The 6,263-nt window shown below is 72.5% G+C and carries 9 protein-coding genes; 4 read left to right on the top strand and 5 right to left on the bottom strand.

Annotation, left to right across the window (positions count from 1 at the left end; translation table 11 throughout):
* The 4 genes from sufD to N790_RS02025 form a co-directional block, all read left to right on the top strand.
* The coding region (gene sufD, locus N790_RS02040; protein WP_043800131.1) for a Fe-S cluster assembly protein SufD at positions 1 to 1,140 on the top strand (1,140 nt) is incomplete at its 5' end.
* Positions 1,137 to 2,360, top strand: coding sequence for a cysteine desulfurase (locus N790_RS02035; RefSeq protein WP_043800129.1), 1,224 nt, complete (start codon positions 1,137 to 1,139; stop codon positions 2,358 to 2,360). The genes sufD and N790_RS02035, both read left to right, overlap by 4 nt.
* A gap of 55 nt (positions 2,361 to 2,415) precedes the next feature.
* A complete protein-coding gene (locus N790_RS02030; protein ID WP_043800133.1) occupies positions 2,416 to 2,940 on the top strand; it encodes a GNAT family N-acetyltransferase in 525 nt (174 codons plus the stop codon).
* The gene (locus N790_RS02025; RefSeq protein ID WP_043800127.1) at positions 2,937 to 3,251 is read left to right on the top strand and encodes a non-heme iron oxygenase ferredoxin subunit; all 315 of its coding nucleotides are present in this window, start codon (positions 2,937 to 2,939) and stop codon (positions 3,249 to 3,251) included. Before N790_RS02030 ends, N790_RS02025 begins: the two co-directional genes overlap by 4 nt.
* A 7-nt stretch (positions 3,252 to 3,258) precedes the next feature.
* On the opposite strand, the gene N790_RS02020 is transcribed toward N790_RS02025, so the two are convergent.
* From N790_RS02020 to N790_RS02000, 5 genes are all read right to left on the bottom strand, one after another.
* Entirely contained in the window at positions 3,259 to 4,044 is a 786-nt protein-coding gene (locus N790_RS02020; protein ID WP_043800125.1) for an oxygen-binding di-iron domain-containing protein, read from the bottom strand.
* Positions 4,045 to 4,117: 73 nt separating this feature from the next.
* Positions 4,118 to 4,720, bottom strand: coding sequence for a HutD/Ves family protein (locus tag N790_RS02015; protein ID WP_043800123.1), 603 nt, complete (start codon positions 4,718 to 4,720; stop codon positions 4,118 to 4,120).
* Positions 4,720 to 5,184, bottom strand: coding sequence for an SET domain-containing protein-lysine N-methyltransferase (locus N790_RS02010; protein ID WP_043800121.1), 465 nt, complete (start codon positions 5,182 to 5,184; stop codon positions 4,720 to 4,722). The genes N790_RS02015 and N790_RS02010 overlap by 1 nt, the downstream gene beginning before the upstream one ends.
* Positions 5,185 to 5,208: 24 nt before the next feature.
* On the bottom strand, positions 5,209 to 5,709 hold the full coding sequence (locus N790_RS02005; protein WP_084062512.1) for an REP-associated tyrosine transposase: 501 nt from the start codon (positions 5,707 to 5,709) through the stop codon (positions 5,209 to 5,211).
* A 67-nt stretch (positions 5,710 to 5,776) separates the two neighbouring features.
* Positions 5,777 to 6,115 carry a ComEA family DNA-binding protein gene (locus tag N790_RS02000; RefSeq protein ID WP_043800118.1) on the bottom strand — a complete coding sequence of 113 codons (339 nt, stop codon included), beginning with the start codon at positions 6,113 to 6,115 and terminating at the stop codon, positions 5,777 to 5,779.
* Between the last annotated feature and the right edge of the window lie 148 nt (positions 6,116 to 6,263).

The raw sequence follows: 6,263 nt of genomic DNA, 5'->3' as shown, positions 1-6,263 counted from the left end.
CTGCGCGCGCTGTCGGCGCGTGGTTTCGCCGCCGCCGCTGCGCCCGCCAGCGTGGACGCCGCCGCGCTGGCGCACATTCCCGCGCCGCGGCTGGTGTTCGTCAACGGCGCCTTCGACGCCACGCTGTCCGATGCCACCGGCCTGCCGCCGGGCGTGGAGCTGCGGCCGCTGTCGCAGGCGCTGGCCGGCGACGACCCGCGCGCGGTGTCGGTGCTGGGCCGCCGCTTCGAGCGCGCCGACGAAGTGTTCGCGCGCCTGAACGCGGCGCTGGCCACCGAAGGCGCGCTGCTGCGCATCCAGGCCGATACCGCCGTGTCCGTACCGCTGCACCTGGTGTTCGTGGGCACGCCCGCGGGCGCCGACCTGGCGCCGCACCTGCGCCACCTGGTGGAACTGCGCAAGGGCGCCTCGCTCACGCTGGTGGAACACCACCTGGGCCTGGGCGCGCACCGGCACCTGGCCAACCACGTGCTGCACGCCCACCTCGCCGGCGGCGCCCGGCTGGTGCACGCGCGGCTGCAGGACGAGGACGCGGGCGCCACGCTGTTCGCGCGCACCGACGCGGTGCTGGCCTCGCACGCCACGTACCGCCGCGCCGACCTTGAACTGGGCGCCGGCCTGTCGCGCCATGAACTCAACGTGGCCCTGCAGGGCGAAGGCGCCGCGGTGCACGCCGGCGGCGTGCTGCTCGCCGACGGCCGCCGCCAGCTCGACACCCGCCTGGGCATCACCCACCAGGCCCGCGACACCCGCTGCGAGCTGCCCTGGCGCGGCCTGGCCGACCAGCGCGGCCGCGCCGCCTTCCACGGCGGCATCGAGATCCGCGCCGGCGCCGACGGCAGCGAGGCCGAGCTGTCGAACAAGAACCTGCTGCTCTCCGACGCCGCCGAGATCGACACCCAGCCGGTGCTGGTCATCCACGCCGACGAAGTGAAGGCCGCGCACGGCGCCACCGTGGGCCGGCTGGACGAGACCGCGCTGTTCTACCTGCGCAGCCGCGGCATCCCCGGTGGACAGGCGCGCGCACTGCTGGTGCAGGCCTTCCTGCGCGAGCCGCTGGCGATGCTGCAGGACGCCGCGCTGGCCGAAAGCCTGGGCGCCGCCGTCGCCGCCCGCCTCGAACGCAAGGACGCCGCATGAGCCCCCGCCCCGACTGGCTGCGCATCCGCGCCGATTTCCCGGTGCTCACCCGCCAGGTGCATGGCAAGCCGCTGGTGTACCTGGATTCGGCCAACACCTCGCAAAAGCCGCAGCAGGTGATCAACGCGGTGGACGAGTTCTACCGCGAGCACAACGCCAACGTGTCGCGCGCCGTGCATGCGCTGGGCAGCGAGGCCACCGAGGCCTACGAAGGCGCGCGCACGAAGCTGGCGGCGTTCGTGAACGTGCCGCGCGACGAACTGGTGCTCACATCGGGCACCACCTTCGCCATCAACCTGGTGGCCTACAGCTGGGCGCTGCCGCGACTGAAGGAAGGCGACGCGATCCTGCTCACGCGCATGGAGCACCACGCCAACATCGTGCCCTGGCAGCTGGTGGCCCAGCGCACCGGCGCCGCGATCAAGGTGGTCGAGCTGACGCCCGAGGGCGCGCTCGACCTGGACGACCTGCGCGCCAAGCTGACGCCCGAGGTGAAGCTGCTGGCCTTCACGCACGTGTCGAACGTGCTGGGCACGGTGAATCCGGTGGCGGAGATCTGCCGCGAGGCGCGCAAGCGCGGCATTCCCACCCTGGTGGACGGCTCGCAGGCGCTGCCGCACCGGGCCGTGGACATCCCGACGCTGGGCTGCGACTTCTACGCCTTCACCGGCCACAAGATGCTCGGCCCCACCGGCACCGGCGCGCTCTGGGCGCGCCGCCAGCACCTGCGCGAGATGCCGCCCTTCCTGGGCGGCGGCGAGATGATCAAGGAAGTGCGCTTCGAGGGCACGGTGTTCAACGACCCGCCGCACAAGTTCGAGGCGGGCACGCCCAACATCGCCGGCGTGGTCGGGCTGGGCACGGCGGTGGATTACCTGCAGGCGATCGGCATGGCCGAGGTGGAGGCGCGCGAACAGGCGCTGCTGGCCATGGCCACGGAGCGCCTGTCGGCCATTCCCGGCCTGCGCATCTTCGGCACGGCGCCGGGCAAGGCCGCGGTGATCAGCTTCCTGGTCGAAGGCGCGCACGCGCACGACCTGGCCACCCTGCTCGACCTGGAGGGCATCGCGGTGCGCTCCGGCCACCACTGCGCGCACCCGCTGATGGCCCACTTCGGCATCCCGGCCACCTGCCGGGCCTCGCTGGCCTTCTACAACACGCACGTCGAGGTCGAGCAGCTGGCCGCCGGCATCGAAAAGGTGCGCAAGCTCCTCCTCTGACCCCCGGACCACCCGCATGAACTGGCAGGCCCCTTCCGAACCCGGCACGAACTGGCTGCCGCCGCTGGCGTTCCGCGCCGCCACGCCGGCCGACGTGGACGCCGTCGTCGCGCTGGTCGAGTCGGCCTACCGGGGCCATGCCAGCCGCGCCGGCTGGACCACCGAAGCCGACCTGCTCGACGGCCGCCGCACCAATGCCGACGACGTGCTGGCCAACATCCTCCGGCCGCAGAGCCAGGTGCTGCTGGCCTTCCGGGGCGACGCGCTGGTGGCCTGCGCCCACGTGGCCGTGGAAGACGGCGCGGGTTATTTCGGCATGTTCTCGGTGGCGCCCACGCTCCAGCGCAGCGGCCTGGGCAAGGCGATGATGGCCGAAGCCGAGCGCATCGCCCGCCAGGACTACGGCATGGCGCTGATGCGCATGACGGTGATCGACGTGCGCGACGAGCTCATCGCCTGGTACGAACGCCGCGGCTACCGCCGCACCGGCGTCACCAAGCCCTTCCCCTACGGCGACGAACGCTTCGGCATCCCGCTGCGCCCGGACCTGCGCTTCGAGGTGCTGGAGAAGGCGCTGTGAGCGGCTGGGTGCGCGTCTGCGCCACGTCCGAGCTGCTGCCGGGCGAGTCGAAGGTGGCCTGGGACGGCGACACGCCGATCCTGGTGGTGAACCTCGACGGCGATTTCTACGCCGTGGAGGACCAGTGCACGCACGAGGACTTCGAACTCAGCGCCGGCGTCTTCAGCGACGGCCAGGTCGAGTGCACCCTGCACGGCGCGCGCTTCGACCTGCGCACGGGCGAAGCGCTCTGCGCCCCGGCCTACTCGCCGGTGGCGAAGTTCCCGGTGAAGGTGGAAGACGGCGCGGTCTGGACCCGCGACGACCGCTGAGCGCCGCTCAGGCGGCCGAACGGCGCGGGATGCGGTAGTCGGCGGGGCCGAGCAGGTCGGTGCCGCAGTCCAGGTTCTCCAGCCACGACAGGAAGTCGCCGATCGCCGCGCCGCGCATCGGCAGGCCGTGCTGCGGCACGATCCACTCGGGGTCGAGTTCGCGCACCATCGCCACCCACAGCCGCGCGACGCGGCGCGAGGCCATGTAGCGGCGGTGGAAGCCGAGCATGGTCTTCGAATGCGGGCCGAAGTTCTCCACCGGCTCGTAGGGCGCGCCCGAGGGCACCAGCGAAGAACCCACGTCGCCCGAGAGCAGGATGCGGCTGGTCGGGTCGTAGAAGCTGAAATTGCCGACCGAGTGCAGGAAGTGCGCCGGCAGGGCCAGCAGGTCGGTGCCGCCCATCGGGACCAGGCCGCCGTCGTCGTCCAGCAGCAGGTAGCGGTCCACGCCGGCGTTCTTCTGGTAATGCGGCACGGAATGCGGGACGAAGCGGCCCCACAGCTTCGAACACACCACCGTGGCGCCCGTGTACATCAGCCAGCGGTCGACCGCGCCGATGATGTCCGGGTCCTGGTGCGAGGCCAGGATGTAGGTCAGGTCCTTGGGCTGCAGGTAGCGGCTCAGGGCGAGGGTGAGCGGCGTGTACAGCAGGGCGCCGCCCGGGTCGACCAGCGCCGACTGGTTGCCGTGCTGGACGAGGAACTGGTTGGCCTGCACGCCGTCGTCGCCGCGCACCAGGTCGTTGAACACCACCACGCGATGGTCGTCGCGCTCGAACAGCACCGTTGGCATGGGGCCTTTCCGCCTCGAATCCAGGGAAGGCGTGCAGGCTAAGGCCTCGCGGGCGAAACCGGCTTGACCGAACTCAAATCGCCGTCGTCGCGGCGCCGGGACGCAGTTTTGCAAGCAGGAGTTCGCCGCCGCCCTCGAGGATCAGGCGCGAGGGCCCGTCGGGGTCGGGCAGCAGCAGCACGCTGTCGCCCTGCTCCAGCCGCAGCGGCCGGGCCAGGTCCTTGAACCAGGCCTGGCCGCGGATCAGGTGCGCCAGCCAGGTCACGCCCGGCTCGGCGAAGAACACCATGGGCCCCACCAGCGGCCGGTGCAGCAGCGTGGCCTCGACCGCGTCGCGGCGCCACATGAGGTTGAAGTCGTGGGTGGGGCCGGACAGCAGCTCGGCGCGCAGCGGGCGTTCGCCGGCGAAACGCAGCCGGTCGTGCGGCGGCAGCAGGGTGTGCGTTTCGCCGTCGTCGAAATGCAGGTGCATGCCCTCGCCCGCCAGCAGCACCAGTTCGCGGTCGCAGCCGGGGAAGGCGGAAAACGGCGCGTCCTGGTCGATCTCGGCGATCGAGGCGCGCCAGAGCCAGTCGGCGGCGCCTTCGGGATGGCGGTGGATTTCCCGCGTCCAGCCGCGCTCGTTGCGCCAGCGCTCGCGGCGGTACTCGTGCGCGGGCAGGTGCAGCAGGCGCATCAGGCCGCCTGCAGCGCCGCGAGGGCGCGGGTGGAGCTGGCCAGCGACTCGGCCCAGGAAAAGCCGATGATCTCGCGGCCGGTGGCGGCATCGCGGAAGGCCTCGGGTTCGCCCTCGGGCAGCAGGTGGCGGTAGTCCACCGTCAGCTCCTCGCCGGCCTCCAGGTCGCGCGCGGCGAATACGAAGCCCAGGTGCCACAGGCCGTTGGGCTCGAAGCTGTGGTTGAGGTAACACTCGTCCGGCCAGTCGAGGCTGATGGTGTAGCGGTCCTCGAACCAGCGCACTGCCGCCGCCATGGCCGCCGACGGATCGGGCTGCGCGCGCACCTCGTCCCAGCCGAAGGTGGCGGGGATGGCGTCGGGCGCGACGACGATGCGGCCGCGGGCCACCGGTTCTTCCAGGTAGAGGCCCTGGCCGGCGCCGGGGATGCGCGAGGGGGCGATGCGGTAACGCGGCAGGATCATGCCGCGCAGTCTAGCGCAGCGGCTTCAGGCCTCGCCGGGAAACAGCCAGGCGGTATTCCAGTAGGCGTAGTCTCCCAGCCGCACCACCAGCCCCGCACGCAGCGGCAAACCGACGAGATGCCGGGCCGCCGCCATGGCGTCTTCGTCGGGGCCGAGCACGCGGTCGTTGAAGCCGCGCCCCCAGAGCCAGCCGTTGACGCGATGGTGGCCCTGCACGGCCCGCGACGTGAGCGCCTTGAAGCGCCCGACCAGCGTGGACAGGCTGTCGCGCTCGCCCAGCGTCACCAGGCCCTGCCAGTAGTCGGGCATCAGAACCCAGGCCAGCACCGCACTGTCGCGCCAGGGCCACTGGGCGGTGTGGACGCGGCAGACGGCGCGCGCGGCCTCGTCGTCCAGGAACACCGGCCGCCGGTACAGGGTGGCCACCGTGAGCAGGTAGGTGCTGCCGGGCACCGAACGCCGCTCCAGGCGGATGCTGCGCAGTCCGCGGTCGGGCCGGTCGTGCACCGGCATCGGCGGGGGCATGGGAACTCCTCGCGGGGAAAAAGGGCCCGGCCGAGGCCGGGCCAAGGGGGATCCGGGAGAACCGGGCTCACTCGCCGCCGGCGGGCCCCGCGGCGGGCGCGGGCGCAACGGCCGGGGCGCGCGACTTGGCGGCGCCGGCACCCACGCTGATGCGGTCGCGGTTGAGCTCCACCAGCGACAGGCCGATGCCCTTCACCTCGGCCAGTTCGTCGGCGCTGCGGAAGGCGCCGTGCTGCTTGCGGTGGGCGACGATGGCTTCGGCCTTGGCGGGACCGACGCCGTCGAGCACGCGGTCGAGGGTGGCCGCGTCGGCCTGGTTGATGTCCACCTTCTCGGCGGCGAAGGCGCCGCCAGCCAGGAAGGCCGACAGCAGCAGCGAAGTGATCAGGGTCGTGGTCTTGGTCATGGCGGGTCCTTGGTTGGCTTGGCGCCGGGCCGGATGGCGACGGCAGGACCAGTCTCGCCAGCCGCCCGCGCCGGACCCATCGCCGTTCCGCCCGGCGTGGCGCCGGAGCTCCGCCGGCGCCGGCGTGGTCCGCTTCCTACCCCGGGGC

This window comes from Arenimonas malthae CC-JY-1 (assembly GCF_000747075.1).
Lineage (GTDB): Bacteria > Pseudomonadota > Gammaproteobacteria > Xanthomonadales > Xanthomonadaceae > Arenimonas > Arenimonas malthae.
This window is presented reverse-complemented; position numbering and strand designations above follow the sequence as displayed.

What these genes read in the sequence shown, in the direction of transcription:
- N790_RS02015 (WP_043800123.1), bottom strand. Translation starts at nt 4,720, where the DNA reads ATGCGCCTGCTGCACCTGCCCGCGCACGAGTACCGCCGCGAGCGCTGG.
- N790_RS02010 (WP_043800121.1), bottom strand. Translation starts at nt 5,184, where the DNA reads ATGATCCTGCCGCGTTACCGCATCGCCCCCTCGCGCATCCCCGGCGCC.
- N790_RS02035 (WP_043800129.1), top strand. Translation starts at nt 1,137, where the DNA reads ATGAGCCCCCGCCCCGACTGGCTGCGCATCCGCGCCGATTTCCCGGTG.
- N790_RS02020 (WP_043800125.1), bottom strand. Translation starts at nt 4,044, where the DNA reads ATGCCAACGGTGCTGTTCGAGCGCGACGACCATCGCGTGGTGGTGTTC.
- N790_RS02005 (WP_084062512.1), bottom strand. Translation starts at nt 5,709, where the DNA reads ATGCCCCCGCCGATGCCGGTGCACGACCGGCCCGACCGCGGACTGCGC.
- N790_RS02000 (WP_043800118.1), bottom strand. Translation starts at nt 6,115, where the DNA reads ATGACCAAGACCACGACCCTGATCACTTCGCTGCTGCTGTCGGCCTTC.